Below are 16097 nucleotides of genomic sequence, written 5' to 3'. Positions count from 1 at the left end.
AAGTACTATGCAAAATTCAAATTACCCTCATTTATTTAATCAATGATAAGAGTCATTCCTAGAAAAATAATAAGTAAATGTTTTTTATAATTATATTTATTAAAAATATTAACCATAATTAAAATAAATACAAGATTGCTTTGCAATCTTATTTTATATACTACTGTTTTTTAAATACTTATTTAAAATATTGCATTATGTGACAATTTAACTCTAACCCTGCTTTGGTCTTATTTTTTTTGTCATTTTATGCTTTAATACAGCCACTTTTTTTTCATATTTCATCTGGGCGATGTTTTCATCACCCAGACTATACTTTGTACATAGTTTTGTACACTTTTGAGATAGGCCTCACCATGACCCAAGTGAACGCACCAGAATTCGTTCGTCACCCTAAGCTTATTGCTTGGGTGGAAGAGATTGCTAAATTAACAAAACCAGCAAAAATTGAATGGTGTGACGGTAGCGCAGAAGAGTATCAACGTTATATCGACTTGATGATCGCTAACGGCACAATGCAAGCGCTTAACCAGGAAACTCATCCAGGTTCTTACCTTGCAAATTCTGATCCTTCTGACGTTGCTCGTGTTGAAGGTCGTACTTATATCTGTTCAGAAAACAAAGAAGACGCTGGCGCGACAAACAACTGGGAAGCTCCAGCTGAAATGCGTGCCCGCCTAAATGGCTTATTTGACGGTTCAATGAAAGGTCGTACTTTGTACGTTGTTCCTTTCTCTATGGGTCCTTTAGGTTCTCATATTGCACACATCGGTATCGAACTGACTGATTCTCCTTATGTTGCTGTTAGCATGTCTAAAATGGCGCGTATGGGTAAAGCGGTTTATGACGTTTTAGGTACTGACGGCGAATTCGTTCCATGTGTACACACTGTTGGTGCACCATTGGAAGAAGGTCAAAAAGACGTTGCTTGGCCATGTAACCCAGACAAATGGATCGTACATTATCCAGAAACGCGTGAAATCTGGTCTTACGGTTCTGGTTACGGCGGTAACGCATTGCTAGGTAAAAAATGTCTAGCTTTACGTATTGCATCTTACATGGGTCGTCAACAAGGTTGGTTAGCTGAACACATGCTGATCCTTGGCGTGACGAATCCACAAGGCGAAAAACATTACATCGCAGCGGCATTCCCTTCTGCGTGTGGTAAAACAAACTTCGCGATGCTGATTCCACCAGCGGGCTACGAAGGCTGGAAGATTGAAACTGTAGGTGACGATATTGCCTGGATCAAACCAGGTGAAGACGGTCGTCTATATGCAATTAACCCTGAAGCTGGTTTCTTCGGTGTAGCGCCTGGTACAAATACCAAAACTAACCCGAACTGTATGGCAACACTTCATAAAGACGTAATCTATACAAACGTTGCTGTGACTGACAACGGCGAAGTATGGTGGGAAGGTCTGACTAAAGAAGCGCCTGCAAACCTGACTAACTGGAAAGGTCAACCACACACTGGCGAAGAAAAAGCAGCTCACCCGAATGCTCGCTTCACCGTTGCTGCGGGTCAATGCCCTTCTATCGACGCTGACTGGGAAAATCCAGCAGGCGTTCCAATTTCTGCGTTCATTTTCGGTGGTCGCCGTGCGGACACAGTGCCTCTAATCTCAGAAGCATTTGACTGGGTAGACGGTGTTTATAAAGCTGCAACTATGGGCTCTGAAACTACTGCTGCTGCTGTTGGTCAACAAGGTGTTGTCCGTCGTGATCCATTCGCAATGCTTCCATTTGCTGGCTACAACATGGCTGACTACTTCACTCACTGGTTAGAAATGGGTGAGAAAGTTGGCGAGAAAGCTGCTGCTGCTGGTAACAAGCTTCCAGGTATCTACAACGTGAACTGGTTCCGTCGTGATGCTGAAGGCAACTTCGTATGGCCTGGTTTCGGTCAAAACATGCGTGTTCTTGAGTGGATCATCGATCGTTGTGAAGGCCGTGCAACTGCTGTTGACACTCCAATTGGCCGTGTTCCAACTTATGAACAGTTGAACTGGACTGGCACTGACTTCTCTAAAGAGCAGTTTAACCTTGTAACTTCTCAAGATAAAGATCAATGGATCAAAGAACTTGAAAGCCATACTGAATTGTTCGAAAAACTAGGTGACCGTATGCCAGAAGCGTTGAAAAAACGTCAAGCTGAATTACTGGAAGCTGTTAAATCTGCATAATTGCTGGTTTAATTTAAAAAAGGTCGCATAAGCGGCCTTTTTTATTAATAGTTATTCATTAAATTTAAGTACTTTCATTTTTCCAATTTTTGCAGTTATTAGATTTCTCTAATACCTCTTAAATTATTCAACAACATTTAATCAATAAAAATTATCTTAAAAAATCAAAAATTTAATATAAAAATAAATAACTTAATGCTTTGAATTATCAATAACTATCTCTCTTGTTTTATTAAAATTAAAGTTTTATAAAAAATTAAAAACTATATCAGCATAAGACACTGTAATTATTTAACTTTACTTCGATAGAACATGTGTCAACTCTATTCTCGGTGGTTTCACAGGAAACCTGGTCGAATGCACGACTGGTATGTTTATGCAGCCTTTACTTTATATTTTGCTTCGAAATTTTTCCCTAAAGGTGATGACACCGTAAAGCTGTTGCTGTTTTACCTTAGTTTTTTTAATGCGCCGATTGGCGAATGTATTATGGGAATTTATGCATATTGCTGACTTATATCTTCATGAAGGACACTAAAAAATACAGCATGATTACTGATGACTAATTAATGCTTGAGCTGTTTAAGCTTTCTGAGTAGAAACATTCAGAAAGCTTTTTTATTGGATTTTTAAGTTTACTGCCATTTTGTCTTTTCAATGCTATGGCATACTTGCTGTATAAAAAATGGGAAATCATCATGATGAAAAAAACAGTTTTTCTACTAGGTTTGGGTTTCGGCACTTTGGTGCTTACTGCCTGCCAAAGCACACCTCAACCTTATAACGGTCAATCTGGTTACGAAGTCATTGAGCAAGGTGCAAATACTGCAACATTGCGCTATACACTTTCTGGTCGTACCAGTCAGGATGAAGGAAAATTGCAGGCTGCTTGCAGACAGGCACTTGGTACTTCTAAAAACTGGAATGTAAGCGTACTCAGCAGCAACGAAATTAGTAATACTGCATTACCAGATGAACAGTATGGTCGCCAGCTCGGCAATAGTCGCACTCAAATCAGCTTAAGCAACACGCCTGACCTGTACAATACTGAAAATCCAGGCGCACGTGATGCCCTGAATGCTCGCCCAAGCACATTACGCGTGATTCAATTCACCTGCTCATAATCTCTAAGATATGAAAAAAGGGCTTAATGCCCTTTTTTATTTTTCGCTTCAAAGTGTCTTATAGAAACTGACGTTTCTGAATTCTGGAGATTCATCCAGATCCGGCCAAGTCGTAGCACTACGCTCATCCAGTTTTTCGTATTGGGGATGACTAAAGTTTTTTACCCGACTATCTGCAACCCACACCTCAGGCGCAAATTTTAAAAACTCATCCAGAAAGAAACGGTTGCATTGGTCATAAAGTACGTCGGCGGCTAACAGGATATCCACCTGTTCTGCCTTATACAGATCATTCAAGTATTCAAGCTCAACACCATTCAACTCAGCATTGGCATGACATGCATCTAAACTCACTTGATCGATGTCACAGCAAATCACACGCTTAGCACCTGCCATTTTTGCTGCAATTGCAACGACACCTGAACCTGCACCAAAATCCAACACGACTTTATCTTTTACATGATGTGGTTCTGCCAGCAGCCACTGCGCCATCGCAAGACCAGATGCCCAGCAAAAGATCCAATACGGCGTATCATTCCAGATACGACGGATGACTTCATCATCCAGCTTATCAGTTGGAAATACTGGCGGAATTAGCCAAAGTGAAATAGGTGTATCCGGCAATTGCTGTGCATGCAGTTCACAATGTGGAATCACATCATGCAAGGCTTGTAGAAGATGCTCAGGAGCTTTAGGAAATTGGAAAGTACAGCTCATATAAAAGCCTTGGTGCAAAAAATCTTTTATTGGAATTTATAAATTAACCAGAATACATGACTATGTCATTCGCAGCTGTCCGAGGCCACCTAAAATTTGATTCGCTCTGTTTCTGCGACTTATTCATCGCTGAAGGAATAAGACGAGTTCTGCGAATGACAAATGGTTTTGGTTACTTTTGCCGAAACAAAAGTAACGATCGAGCTTCTTAAATCTGTAGTCACAATGGTAAGACTCCACCGCAACTACTTTTAATCTCAATTAACCTAAAGCTTTCTCAGCAGCTTCAACCGTTTGACGAATCAAAGTGGTAATGGTCATAGGGCCTACTCCACCTGGAACTGGCGTGTAAGCAGAAGCGATTTCTTCGATACCAACTAACTGGATATCACCTACACCACCACCATCACGTGGATGGAAGCCAGCATCAACCACTACTGCACCTGGTTTGATCCAGTCTTTTTGAATCAGTTCAGCTTTACCTACCGCACCAACAATGATATCCGCTTGTTTCACAAATGCTGGCAGGTTTTGAGTACGTGAATGGCAAATCGTCACAGTGGCATTCGCTTCAAGCAGCATCGCTGCCATTGGTTTGCCCAGAATTGCAGAACGGCCGACAACAACAGCATGTTTACCTGCAATTTCAATGTTGTTTTCTTTCAGAATGGTCATGATGCCAGCAGGTGTTGCAGAACCATATGCCGCTTCACCCATCGCCATACGGCCATAACCCAGGCAAGTTACGCCATCAACGTCTTTTTCAAGAGAGATTGCGTCGAAACAAGCACGCTCATCAATTTGCGCAGGCACTGGGTGTTGTAACAAAATACCGTGAACATCTGGATTGGCATTGAGTTTTTCAATTTCTGCAAGAAGTTGTTCAGTTGTGGTTTCTTTTGGAAGCTCAACTTTCAATGAATCCATACCGACACGACGGCAAGCATTGCCTTTCATACGAACATAAGTTGCAGATGCACCATCGTCACCTACCAAAATAGTCGCAAGAATTGGAGTACGACCTGATTTTGCTTTCAGCGCTTCCACGCGAGTTAACAAGTCAGCTTCAATTTGCTTCGCCAATGCACGACCGTCTAGAACTAATGCCACGGCACTTCTCCCAAGTGTTGATATGAATCAATTTTGCACATTCTACATGATAATTCTTAATATTTTCCGCCATATGCTGCTTTTATGCGCATATGAATGAATACACTATTGTTTTTTTTTCAGAGCTTGATAATATACGCATCAATAAGACGCGGCGGGGTGGCAGAGTGGTCATGCAGCGGACTGCAACTCCGTGGACGCCGGTTCGATTCCGACCTCCGCCTCCATCTTGTTAAAGCCCGAGTGGTGAAATCGGTAGACACAGGGGATTTAAAATCCCCCGCCCACAAAGCGTGCCAGTTCGAGTCTGGCCTCGGGCACCATTCTTCTACTACTGAAGATGGTGCAAATAAAGAATCCAGCGAAAGCTGGTTTTTTTATGCCTGAAATTTAGTGAAATCTATTTACAGCCGAAATCAATAAAATAGATTTGCCTTCTGCGAAGGTAAGATAGCTTGAATCGGCTTAACGACGTTTGCGTTTAGGCTTAGACAATTTGGTCATATAACTTTCAAGATTTAATAATGCCAAATAGAAAATTTTAGCCTGCTGTGTCGTAACCCGGTTAAATAATCTGGCTTGAATCACTTGTGTTAGTGCTCGAGTTTGATGGATCCGTTTAAATGGTCCTTTTGCAATCATCATCGCTATTACTCTCTTGGATAAAGGAGAACAAGGTGACTATTGGATAAACAGTCTCTATAAGGATTGCAAAAACCTGACCATTTTTTACTTAAAGTTCAAAAACATAACTACCGTTCGTCGGAATTAATAAAACAGCTCTCAAATAAAAATTCTAAATATTTGTTATTTATATATTTTTATAAAAAAGACTTTGGGAAAATTTTCACATAAATAAGTATGTTTTCTTTCAAGTTTAAATGCTATAAATTTCAGCTGTTATTGTATTGCTAAAAACTGACATACCTTGTCATTTTTTGCACAAAAAAAGGGAGGGAAGCCATTAGCCCCCTCCTTTAAGTATTTTAATAATATGTGAACTAGATCACTTCTACCACAATTTTTCCGATATGTTCGCCTGTATCCATAGCTGCATGTGCATCCTGAATCTCATTAAATTTGAAAGTCTTATAAATCATTGGCAAACATTCACCTTTTGCCCATAAAGGTGCTACATGCGTTTTCAGACCTTGTGCAATTTCAGCTTTTTCCGCTGTGTTACGCGCACGCATGGTTGAACCGGTAATCGTCAGGCGCTTCATCATAATCTGACCCAGCTTCACTTCCTTAGCCTTAGCTCCCCCCAAGAATGCGATATACACCAGACGACCATCACGGCGTAATAGATTCAGGTTTTTCTCCAGATAGGGCGCACCAACCATATCCAGAATCACATCTACACCAGCATTGTCTGTCGCTTCATTAATTACCTGCTCAAAGTCCTGAGTTTTGTAATTAATTCCTGTGGTCAGATGTGAAATCGCCTGGATTTTTTCGTCACTACCTGCTGTGGCAAAGGTTTTAATACCCAGTGATTTACATAGCATGAGTGCCGTAGTCCCAATCCCACTGGTTCCACCATGCACCAGCACCGTTTCTCCTGCCTTGGCTTTACCCATCTGGAATACATTTGCCCACACCGTAAAGAAGGTTTCAGGAATAGCAGCGGCCTGAACAAAGCTTACGTTTTCAAGAATATTCAAAGTTTGGCTTTCAGGTACGACGCAATATTCTGCATAGCCCCCACCATTGGTCAGGCCACACACCTTGTCACCGACTTTAAACTGATTTACGTCACTTCCAACTGCAACCACTTCACCGGCTACTTCCAGACCTGGAACAGGCGTCACCCCTTTTGGCATCGGGTACAAGCCCTGACGCTGCAAAATATCCGGACGGTTAATTCCAAAGGCATGAACCTTGACCAGCACCTCATCGGCCTTCGGTTCAGGAATGACAACCGTTTCATAAGCGAGTTTATCCACTCCACCCGGTTCTGTAATGATGACGTGTTGCATAGTTTTTTGTGACATAGATCATTCCGCATGTATTAACTGTTTCCTAACCCTATTTGAACATAGATAATTCCAGCTTTAAAGCCAAGTCGGACTTATGTCGAAGACCTGGCCATCATTAAGAAAAATGCATTGCATTGAGATCTCACCTTATTCTTTAAAAAAAGAAATTTTAATCTGTAAGAATTATTTTCATTTATGACAAATCCATATAAATGTCATGTTCTGCTTTTAATTTCTCAAATTCAAATATAAATGACTTGAGAATATTAAAAGTATGAAACCTGCTCATCTCTACCTGTCTATTTTGCTGTCCTTGGGCCTCACCGCATGTTCTGATGATGACGACAAGAATTCAGGCTCCTCACAGCCACCGGTAACCCAGCCAGATCAGCCGGCTCCTGAGCCCAATATTCCTGATGAAGAAGTTCCCATTCCAGAGGTTCTACTGGATGAGAATTTTAATAAATGGGCGGCTCTTCCTGGCGACTGGATACAACCTAAAAATAACGCGGGCCAGGTATATCTTGAAAATGGCGACTTGTATATCGATGGTCGTGCTCATAGCACACAAATGACAACCCTGCATCTGCCAGAGAAATTCCAGCAATTACGCAATTACCGTATCGATATGGAATTTTCATTTGAAGAAGCACTCAATGAAGCCCGCTGGGGCAGTATCATCTACCGAGGCGCAGATCAGTTCGCTGATCCGTCTTTTACCCCCTATTATCAGTTTGCCATGCGGGTTGCTACTACGAGTGCTAGCGGTCTGGAACTATCTTTACGCATGCCGACCAATAGTTGGAATGTGCTACAGAAATCTGCTCATAGCGAAGATATTGGCCTTCAGAAAACTCATAAGGCCAGCGTTGTAGTGTATGGAAATCGTGTACGGCATTATCTGGATGATCAACTGGTATTGGATAGCACCTTGCCTTATAACCTGGCTCAAGGCAGCATTGGTTTATCTAGTGCCGGCTTATTGATGAAAGTAAGCCACCTCAAAGTCACTGAACAACTCGATGCCTTGCCTGAATCCAATAAAGTCACTGATATTATTGACCAGCAGCTCCCGGTTTCAATGGCACCGACTTTAGCTCAGGCTGCACCGCTTAATGGCCCGGTCTCGACCGCGGCTACCCATGTTGCTTATCAACTTGATGCAGATCTTAATTTACTAAGCAACAATCAGAAAGTAAGCCACCTGACTGATTATCTTAAAGATACCCAGCGTCGAACTTTACCTTTACTCACTATCCAAAATTCGGCAACCGTTCAGGCACTGAAAGGATTGACAGAAGATTATGATCTGGCTGATATCACCCTCATTTCCGATAATGTAGATTTACTGCGTCAGGCCCGTATTGATTTACCGATGCTCCGAACAGCTCTGGATTATTCCAAGCAGACCGGGCTGGGTTATAACAGCAAAGATATCGTGACCATCGCCCACAATACCAATGTATCGCTATCCAAAATCGTCATCTTGCCACCACAATTACTAACACGTGAAGCAGTTAGTCATCTACAACGTTTATTGATTACACCTTGGGCCAAGAGTGACAGTGCACAGGTCTTAGACGCAGCAAAAATTCTAGCTACAGGTGTTAATGGAATTTATAGTAACCATCCTGACCTATATAAAGAAATTATGCAGCGCATGGCACCCAACACCCTGTTGCGTAAGCCGCTGATTACCGGACATCGCGGTATCCCGGCGCAAGACGATGAAAACACACTGGAGGGCACCCTCAAAGCGATCACTGTAGGAGCTGATGCAGTAGAATATGACGTGTATCTGACTAAAGATGATCATGTCATTCTCATGCATGATACCTCTGTGTTACGCACGACTGGTGTCAACCGCAACATTGAGGATATGACACTGGCAGAAGTACGTGAGCTCAGAACACTGAACTATAACCGTCAGATTCCTACCATGGATGAAGTGCTGGCTGAGGTGAAAAAGTACCCACATGTCACCAACTTTATTGAAATTAAAAGCTACAAGCCCGAGATCGTACCGAAGATCAAAGCACTGCTAGATAAACATGATGCCTATGATCAAGCTATTGTGATCAGTTTTAATGGCGACCAGATTTTACAAATGAAGAATGTGCTTCCAGGTGTATCAACCGGTTTCCTTACCAGTACTCCAGCCGCACAAAGCGATTTGGTCAATACACGGCGAATTCTGGATGCGACTCAACAGTATTCATCCACTTTCAATCCTTCTTTTAGCGGTTTGAGTGCGAATTTAATGCGTACTGCCTCCCAGCGCGGAGTCACTTTCTGGCCGTGGACGTTCCGTTTAAACAAAGATGATTTTAATCGCATGTATGTCCAAGGAACGCATGGTCTCACCACAGATTATGCACATGATGCATCTAATTTTGTGGTAAAACTGAATACGCCAAAACAGCTCAATGCTACAGCAGGTCAAGCTCTGGAAATTCCGGGTGAGATTCAGACACAAGTTGGCAGTAAATCCTCTTATATCTTTAAAAATATGCTGGTTCTGCCTGGCTCGGCTAAATATACGCAAAATGGTCAGAGTGTAACATTTGCAGAGAAAGGCACAGCTTATGTTATGCCGCGTTATGACTATACAATCGCTCCAAACTATACATACACCCTGTATGCAGAACCTGTAACTGTCACTATCCAATAATAGTTTTATAAGCAAAACACCCAATTCACGAATTGGGTGTTTTCATTTAAAGATTTCCTTTAGGCACATCCACGAATTTCATTAGGGTACGACGTACTAAGGGCAGCATCACCAAAATTAATGGAAATGCCATCAGCCATGACATGCTCCAGGCATGTAGCCATAATGAAATAAACTGATCACTCCAGCCCTTATTGAGTAGCATGTTAAAGCAGGAAATTGCACCACTCATAATGCCGGAAAGGATCAAAGGCATGAGCCAATTCAAATGTTTGACATGAAATTTGGGAACTATTTTTTTCATCATTTTACCTGATTTTTAAATCGTGAATCGGATTACAGACGTGTGATATTTATGGCTGCTTGATCAATCTGTTCTGCAATTTCATGTATTTGGATTTCATTAAGTTCGCTATGTTGAATCTTTAAACGCAGTGAGGTTTTTAAATTTTCCATCGCATGCTTAATATCGACATATTGTTCATTCAATTGAATTTGTTTGCGCGTATTAAAACGGTCTAGTACCTTTTGTAAGGTTTGCTGATGTTCTTTGAGATGTGCCTGACCTTTGTCAGTAATGTGATACTGCTTGCGCTCATCAGCACTCATAGTCATTTGCGTATATTGCTGTTCTTCAAGATAACTAATGGTTGGACAGATTGTGCCGGTGCTCGGCTTATAGTTCCCACCCACTAAAGCAGCCACTTCTTTAATAATGTCGTAGCTAAATTTGGGTGCTTGGGCAATAAAATGCAGCACCAGCAATTTCATTTCACCTGCTTCAAACAGACGTTTGCGAGTTTTTGGAGAGTTCTCTTGTTCTTCTGTTAGGACAGAATTAGGAATTATAGACATAGCAAAGATATATCTTAAAATTAATTAAGATATATCTTACCATACTTAAGCAAAGCGATAAAAGTCAGATTTAAAGATAAAGAAATTCGACAAAAAATGTTTTTTGAAGAACATCAATATACAGGCTCATTCCTAGTTAAGATCAATATTGAAAAATTAATGGAAAACCCACAATGTGTATTGTTACCGCCTTATATGAATGCTTAAATGTGGATGATTGATAATCTCACACATTAGAATTTTAACGTTTATATTCCCTTACCATCCGGTCACTTATATCCTCCGGATAACAAAGTGGCGCATATCCACCCGCTCGGTTATAAGCACTACGCTTACCACAACGACTACCATTACTCGCTGTATTATAAGGACATGGGCAATTACCCGGATAACTCTCAATTGATTCTTTAATAATCTTCTGCTTGATTGCTTCAACGCTTTGGCTACTCTGTTTGGCTTCAACTCCAAAAGTCATACACAAGCCAGCCAGCAATAATAATTTTTTCATAAATCCCCCATCTAGGGAGAATTGTATTTAGTAACTAATAAATTGAAAGATCACATTTTGACTAATCGAATGATTTTCATGCAAACAAATTTAGGCAATAAAAAACCCGCCTTACAGCGGGTTTCTCTAAAACCAGTCCAGTCTTATAGACGAACCAGTTCCACAATTTTCTCAGCAAGTTCTTCAGCAGATTCCTGAGCAAAAGTCACATCTGTACCTTCAGTTACCTCAGTCACCACAACCACACCAGTTTCACGAACCAGCGCAACTTGATCAGCTGAAAGACCGACTTTTGCAATCGCAACCACACCTTGCTGAATTAACAGGCTTTCAAGTGCTTGAGCATTTTCAAGCGCTTTAGCAGATACAGATACCGCAGCTGGTTTTTGACCCAAACGTGCAGCACGATCTTCAGCAGTCACAGGATTGGTATGTGCAGTCCATTCGATTGCATCTTCAATCATGCCCGCACCAACAGTGACGTTGCTTAAACGGTCAATGAAGATAAACGAACCAGTATGACGGCTTTCACGGTAACGGTCGAATACCACTGGCGCATCAAACTCGATTTGAACATCAGCAATTGCGTTCAGATCCAGCTGCTCTACCTGAGTTTTCTCAAGTGTATTGACGTTTACACGGTAGTTAATCTCTGCAACTTTTGCAGGAACCGTTTGCGTACCTAGCTTAACGTTATACAACTTACCTTTAACCAATGGCTGGTCATTCATCCATACCACAGAAGCACGAACCGAACGTGAAGCTAAAGGCTGATCACCCGCTTTCACCAGCATGTTGCCGCGAGAGATATCAATCTCATCGTTCAAGGTTAAAGTCACTGCCTGACCTGCAAATGCACGTTGCAACTTGCCGTCAAAAGTCACAATTTCCTTAACAGTAGATTTCTTGCCTGATGGTAAAGCGACAATCTCATCGCCTACAGCCACTTCACCCAGCGCTACAGTACCGCAGAAACCACGGAAGTCGAGGTTAGGACGGTTAACATACTGAACCGGGAAACGGAATTCTTCTTTATCTACACTGTGGGTAATTTCAACAGTTTCCAGAGTACCCATCAGGGTCTGGCCTGTATACCACGGCGTATTTTCAGACTTGTTCACCACGTTATCGCCATTCAGGGCAGAAATCGGTGTGAAAATAATATTCGCTGGCGTACGGTCACCTAACTGGTTCACGAAGTCAGTATAGTCTGCCTTGATCTCGTTGAAACGAGCTTCAGAGAACTCCACCAGGTCCATTTTGTTGATCGCAACAATAATGTTCTTAATACCCAGCAGGCTGGCAATAAAGCTATGACGGCGAGTCTGAGTCTGTACGCCATAACGTGCGTCAATCAGGATAATTGCAAGATCTGCAGTAGACGCACCTGTCGCCATGTTACGGGTATATTGCTCATGTCCCGGAGTATCCGCGATGATGAACTTACGTTTTTCAGTAGAGAAATAACGGTAAGCGACATCAATGGTAATCCCCTGCTCACGTTCCGCTTGCAGACCATCTACCAGCAAAGCCAAGTCAGGTGCATCGCCAGTCGTACCGACTTTTTTAGAATCACGTGTTACAGCTTGCAACTGATCCTCATAAATCAGTTTTGAATCGTAAAGCAAACGACCGATTAAAGTAGATTTACCATCATCAACGTTACCGCAAGTCAAGAAACGCAGTAAGTCTTTATTTTCATGTTGTTTTAAATAGCTCAGGATATCCTGGCTGATTAATTCAGATTGATGAGACATCGCTCAAACTCCACAAATGCTTAAGAAATCAGTTTAATCTTGAATTCCTCTAAGTCTCCCTTTGGTAAAGGGAGACTTAGCTCCATTCCGTTGGGAGTTCCCCCTCTTTATTAAAGAAGGGGTTAGGGGAAGATTTGAAGATGCTTAGAAGTAGCCTTCCTGCTTCTTCTTCTCCATTGAACCTGCCTCATCATGGTCAATCATACGGCCTTGACGCTCAGAGCTGGTTGCAAGCAACATTTCCTGGATAATTTCCGGCAAGGTGTTGGCAGTGGATTCAACTGCACCCGTTAATGGGTAACAACCTAAAGTACGGAAACGTACCGATTTCATTTGTGGAACTTCACCTTCTTTTAAAGGCATACGCTCATCGTCCACCATAATCAGTGTGCCGCTGCGCTCAACAACCGGGCGTTCAGCAGCAAGATATAGTGGGACCAATGGAATACTTTCAAGATAGATATATTGCCAGATATCAAGCTCAGTCCAGTTTGATAATGGGAATACACGAATACTTTCGCCTTTGTTCACTTTACCGTTGTAAAGGTTCCAAAGTTCTGGACGCTGGTTTTTAGGATCCCAACGGTGTTTCGAGTCACGGAATGAGTATACTCGCTCCTTGGCACGAGATTTTTCTTCGTCACGGCGTGCACCACCGAAGGCGGCATCGAAACCATATTTATCAAGTGCCTGTTTTAGCCCTTGAGTCTTCATGATGTCGGTGTATTTTGAACTACCGTGATCGAATGGGTTAATACCCGCATCACGGCCTTCTTTGTTCTGATGCACGATCAGATCAAAACCATGCGTTTTTGCCATGTTGTCACGGAAGGCAATCATGTCTTTGAATTTCCAGCCCGTGTCTACATGAAGTAGCGGGAATGGAAGTTTTGCAGGGTAAAACGCTTTTAATGCTAGATGCAGCATTACCGCGGAATCTTTACCAATCGAATAAAGCATGACTGGGTTTTCAAACTCGGCAGCAACTTCGCGAATGATGTGAATACTCTCAGCTTCAAGCTGTTTAAGATGAGTAAGTCTTTCCTCATTTAATGACATGGACAACCTGCGTATTACACGTGTACTTATTACACTTTATAAAATTTATATTCATTATAGTGATTAAGTTTTCATAACGTTTTCTTGTTTTGTGCTATCCATATATCAAAACATCATATAAAACTTCACTGATATCTATTATTAGTTTTATTCAATCTAGTGATTTTTAATGCTTTGAATTTCAGTATTTTCTTCTATTTAGCCTTTTAAACCCACTATTTTTTAGCAATAACTTCATAGATAAATCATCTAAACTACCTGTTCCCAACGTTAGCAAAACCACCTAGAGTAATCCTAGTACCTATAGATCTAAATTTAGACATGCCATTTACTCAATATACCTTAGAAACTTTAAAGACCCGTCTTGAACAGGCCAAACTGGCTGGCTATATCTATCAGCATCAACAACACATGCTGATCTTACAAGGCCCCTTTTCTGATGATGGCAATGCTTTAAACGTCTATATACAGCATGAACTGACTGCGGATCAGATTGGTCTACAGTTCGGAGTTCGCCTGCAAGACAATAATGCTGAATATGTTATTGGACTGACGCATAGTAACCAGGATCCGAAATATGAAATTGGTGCAGGCAATCTGAAAGGTGACCAGAAGGCCTTCAACCTTTTGTATGCTTTTTATAACTACCCTAAAGCATTTTATCTGGTTGCCCTGCCTTTAGCCGCGAATAGCCACACCCTTGAACAGGCACTTGAAGATCAGCTGTTTAGCAAGCCTGAATTGGATTTCCTGAATACGGCGGTAAAAACTAATCCAATGGGTGAACAGGTACAATGGATGAAAGCGTATATTCTTCAGCAAGCTTTAGATATGAAAGTACGTATTCAGACGTCATTGTTGTAATTCTACTTAGGCTAATTGAGTTAAATATAGAGTCGATATACATGCGATCAACTCGATTCAATTTAGCCTTCTTTAGGCAATCCCTATGTCAAAATATTTATATAAATCAAATATTTTAAGATCAGTAGGACAGACATATACTTTTAAAAAGAAGGATGAATATTAAAAATGTTTAATATTGTGCTTTCTCGCATTCATTACTACATACCTCCTATCCGATACTAGAAAGTACTTATTAAGATATCCTTCGATCAAATAAAGTCATTGTCACTGACCTAAATGCCTGTTTCATTCGAATTTCAGCTTCAACAAAACTGTGACCATGTTAATTTTTTATCCATTTATTCATAAATTTATTAAGATATTGTCATATTTTTGAAGCTATTGTTTTCTAAAATATTAATTTGATAACTCATACAAGAATTCAATCTAATTTCCAAATATTTAAATTTTTCAAGTTTCATATCCGCTACTTTTGTGTGTATTTAGATTGCAAAATGTATAATCAATGTTATCTTTTTATAAGTAAGAATTATTGTTACTCATTTTGCCAAACATAATTATAGATAGAGACCCGAAGGAATGTGGGAGCTTTTTACCGAACCGTCGAATGTTGTTTTCAGTATCAGTCTTAGCCTGATGCTGATGTTTGCAGCGCTGGAATGTATATTGCTGTTTCTGGGTGGTGGTTCACAAAGTGTTTTTGACCAACTCTTACTTGAAGACTCGCATCATGTAGACCTTCATCCTGCCAATAACCCCAATATCTTTAGCAAGGTATTTGACTGGTTGTATCTGGGACAACTTCCTCTCTTTATCTGGCTGATCATTTTCCTGACTACCTATGGCTTAAGCGGTCTTTTGATTCAAGGTATATTTGAACGTTTTACTGGACATTTAATTAATGGCTGGATCATTTCTCCCGCCTGCCTGTTCCTGTGCATGCCTCTGGTCCGTTTTAATGCCAAAATAGCGGAAAAGATCCTGCCAAAAGATGAAACCACTGCGATTCATATTGAAGAACTGATTGGCCGAACTGCAATCATTATCCTCGGCGATGCTCGTGCCAACTCACCAGCACAAGCCAAAGTTCAAGATCAGTATGGCCATACCCATTATGTGCTGGTCGAACCTGCCAATGGTGAAATCCTGAAACAGGGCCAATCTGTGATTTTAATGGATAAAACCCGCAATGGCTTCCAGGCCATGAAAGTCTAAATACTTATTCTTTCTTACTTTATATTTATTATTTAATCCAAAATTATAT

General features: G+C 41.1%; 14 protein-coding genes, 2 tRNA genes and 1 pseudogene. 8 read left to right on the top strand and 9 right to left on the bottom strand.

Annotated features, from left to right (window positions below):
- Window positions 1-356 precede the first annotated feature (356 nt).
- The 3 genes and pseudogenes from BK820_RS02310 to BK820_RS02305 all read left to right on the top strand — a co-directional run bounded on the left by BK820_RS02310 (window position 357) and on the right by BK820_RS02305 (window position 3310).
- The gene (locus BK820_RS02310) at window positions 357-2186 is read left to right on the top strand and encodes a phosphoenolpyruvate carboxykinase (GTP) (RefSeq protein WP_048882308.1); all 1830 of its coding nucleotides are present in this window, start codon (window positions 357-359) and stop codon (window positions 2184-2186) included.
- 325 nt (window positions 2187-2511) lie between these two features.
- Window positions 2512-2690, top strand: a pseudogene (locus BK820_RS15635) (alpha-ketoglutarate permease); the annotation flags it as partial.
- A 197-nt stretch (window positions 2691-2887) separates the two neighbouring features.
- Window positions 2888-3310, top strand: coding sequence for a hypothetical protein (locus BK820_RS02305; protein WP_034424215.1), 423 nt, complete (start codon window positions 2888-2890; stop codon window positions 3308-3310).
- 48 nt (window positions 3311-3358) lie between these two features.
- On the opposite strand, the gene BK820_RS02300 is transcribed toward BK820_RS02305, so the two are convergent.
- Together BK820_RS02300 and folD are read right to left on the bottom strand one after the other, a co-directional pair.
- Window positions 3359-4027, bottom strand: a complete 669-nt coding sequence (locus tag BK820_RS02300) for a class I SAM-dependent methyltransferase (protein ID WP_071319977.1) — start codon at window positions 4025-4027, stop codon at window positions 3359-3361.
- A gap of 261 nt (window positions 4028-4288) precedes the next feature.
- The gene (folD, locus tag BK820_RS02295) at window positions 4289-5137 is read right to left on the bottom strand and encodes a bifunctional methylenetetrahydrofolate dehydrogenase/methenyltetrahydrofolate cyclohydrolase FolD (protein ID WP_008301933.1); all 849 of its coding nucleotides are present in this window, start codon (window positions 5135-5137) and stop codon (window positions 4289-4291) included.
- 153 nt (window positions 5138-5290) lie between these two features.
- Here folD and BK820_RS02290 point away from each other — a divergent pair.
- Together BK820_RS02290 and BK820_RS02285 are read left to right on the top strand one after the other, a co-directional pair.
- Window positions 5291-5364: transfer RNA gene (locus BK820_RS02290), tRNA-Cys, on the top strand.
- A gap of 10 nt (window positions 5365-5374) precedes the next feature.
- A tRNA-Leu gene (locus BK820_RS02285) sits at window positions 5375-5460 on the top strand.
- Between the two features lie 142 nt (window positions 5461-5602).
- On the opposite strand, the gene BK820_RS02280 is transcribed toward BK820_RS02285, so the two are convergent.
- Together BK820_RS02280 and BK820_RS02275 are read right to left on the bottom strand one after the other, a co-directional pair.
- Entirely contained in the window at window positions 5603-5782 is a 180-nt protein-coding gene (locus BK820_RS02280; protein ID WP_004810797.1) for a hypothetical protein, read from the bottom strand.
- Between the two features lie 356 nt (window positions 5783-6138).
- The gene (locus tag BK820_RS02275) at window positions 6139-7131 is read right to left on the bottom strand and encodes an NAD(P)H-quinone oxidoreductase (RefSeq protein WP_071319976.1); all 993 of its coding nucleotides are present in this window, start codon (window positions 7129-7131) and stop codon (window positions 6139-6141) included.
- 259 nt (window positions 7132-7390) lie between these two features.
- Here BK820_RS02275 and BK820_RS02270 point away from each other — a divergent pair, with 259 nt between their 5' ends.
- Complete coding sequence (locus tag BK820_RS02270; RefSeq protein WP_071319975.1) at window positions 7391-9787, top strand: glycerophosphodiester phosphodiesterase; 2397 nt, start codon at window positions 7391-7393, stop codon at window positions 9785-9787.
- 46 nt (window positions 9788-9833) lie between these two features.
- On the opposite strand, the gene BK820_RS02265 is transcribed toward BK820_RS02270, so the two are convergent.
- From BK820_RS02265 to cysD, 5 genes are all read right to left on the bottom strand, one after another.
- Window positions 9834-10091: a DUF2798 domain-containing protein gene (locus BK820_RS02265; RefSeq protein WP_004893532.1), complete on the bottom strand. Its 258-nt coding sequence runs from the start codon at window positions 10089-10091 to the stop codon at window positions 9834-9836.
- Window positions 10092-10123: 32 nt separating this feature from the next.
- The gene (locus tag BK820_RS02260) at window positions 10124-10642 is read right to left on the bottom strand and encodes a PadR family transcriptional regulator (RefSeq protein WP_071319974.1); all 519 of its coding nucleotides are present in this window, start codon (window positions 10640-10642) and stop codon (window positions 10124-10126) included.
- Between the two features lie 241 nt (window positions 10643-10883).
- A complete protein-coding gene (locus tag BK820_RS02255; RefSeq protein WP_004893528.1) occupies window positions 10884-11150 on the bottom strand; it encodes a hypothetical protein in 267 nt (88 codons plus the stop codon).
- A gap of 143 nt (window positions 11151-11293) precedes the next feature.
- Window positions 11294-12907, bottom strand: coding sequence for a sulfate adenylyltransferase subunit CysN (gene cysN, locus BK820_RS02250; RefSeq protein ID WP_071319973.1), 1614 nt, complete (start codon window positions 12905-12907; stop codon window positions 11294-11296).
- Window positions 12908-13051: 144 nt separating this feature from the next.
- Complete coding sequence (gene cysD / locus BK820_RS02245; protein WP_004810809.1) at window positions 13052-13966, bottom strand: sulfate adenylyltransferase subunit CysD; 915 nt, start codon at window positions 13964-13966, stop codon at window positions 13052-13054.
- Window positions 13967-14287: 321 nt separating this feature from the next.
- Here cysD and BK820_RS02240 point away from each other — a divergent pair, with 321 nt between their 5' ends.
- A complete protein-coding gene (locus BK820_RS02240) occupies window positions 14288-14830 on the top strand; it encodes a hypothetical protein (RefSeq protein ID WP_071319972.1) in 543 nt (180 codons plus the stop codon).
- A 582-nt stretch (window positions 14831-15412) separates the two neighbouring features.
- Window positions 15413-16048, top strand: coding sequence for a YqiJ family protein (locus tag BK820_RS02235; protein ID WP_071319971.1), 636 nt, complete (start codon window positions 15413-15415; stop codon window positions 16046-16048).
- Window positions 16049-16097: the final 49 nt, after the last annotated feature.

Origin of the sequence: Acinetobacter sp. LCT-H3, from assembly GCF_001866125.1 — a bacterium.
Lineage (GTDB): Bacteria > Pseudomonadota > Gammaproteobacteria > Pseudomonadales > Moraxellaceae > Acinetobacter > Acinetobacter schindleri.
This window is presented reverse-complemented; position numbering and strand designations above follow the sequence as displayed.